This window comes from Neisseria sp. P0021.S006 (genome assembly GCF_051956895.1).
In genome coordinates this window covers 1-897 of the sequence record NZ_JBQCWZ010000540.1, presented here as the reverse complement: position 1 = coordinate 897, position 897 = coordinate 1, and the positions used below count along the sequence as shown (strand labels likewise).

The following is an 897-nucleotide window of genomic DNA, read 5'->3' as shown; positions in this document are numbered from 1 at the left end:
GCCCAACGAGTAAACCATGAACAACCCTGAAATCATCTTCTTTGACATCGACGACACCCTCTACCGCAAATACACGGATACCCTGCGTCCCTCAGTTCCCAAAGCCATGCACGAATTGAAAGCCAAAGGCATTTTGACTGCCATTGCCACCGGCCGTCCGGAAGCCGCCATTCCCGCCAAAGTCAAAGCCTTGATTCAAGAATGCGGTATCGACATGCTCGTTACCATCAACGGCCAATATATTTCCTTTCACGGCGAACCCCTGCAAAGCTACCCCTTGGACATTGCCGACATCGAAACAGCCATCAACCTGCTTGAACAACATAAAATAGACTACGCATTCGTCAACAACCAAGAAATTGCCGTTTCCTCCCATTCGCCGCGCGTTGCCGAAGGCTTATCGCATATCCTGCCCAACTTCCTGATGGATAAAGAATATTTCCGAAAACAGCCTGTTTATCAAATGTTGGTATTTGTGGATAAAGAAGAAGAAAAAATCCTGCAACCGCTAACCCAGCAACACGGCTTCAAATCCGTCCGCTGGCATGAATATGCCGTGGACCTGCTGCGCAAAGAAGGTTCAAAAGCACGGGGCATCACCCACGCAGTGGAAAAACTGGGCATTGATATGAGCAAAGTGATGGCATTCGGTGATAGCTTCAACGACTTGGAAATGCTGTCAACCGTCGGCTTTGGCGTTGCCATGGGCAATGGCGAAGAAGCAGCCAAAGCGGCCACACAATTCGTCTGCCCAAGTGTTGATGAAGATGGCGTCTTGCGCGGCTTGCAAGAATTGGGCGTAATTTAAATTTCAAATCAAAAGGCCGTCTGAACATTTTTTCAGAAGGCCTTGTTCTATCTATAAACTTTCTGCTTACTTTGGCAATACCAAAAAGC

At 48.0% G+C, this 897-nt stretch carries 1 protein-coding gene; it reads left to right on the top strand.

The genetic code is table 11. The features are described from left to right. Positions 1-16 precede the first annotated feature (16 nt). Complete coding sequence (locus ACTHUM_RS15545; protein ID WP_070461633.1) at positions 17-808, top strand: Cof-type HAD-IIB family hydrolase; 792 nt, start codon at positions 17-19, stop codon at positions 806-808. Positions 809-897 lie beyond the last annotated feature (89 nt).

Bases quoted from the DNA above. Each gene is read 5' to 3' on its own strand.
- ACTHUM_RS15545 (WP_070461633.1), top strand. From the start codon at position 17: ATGAACAACCCTGAAATCATCTTCTTTGACATCGACGACACCCTCTAC.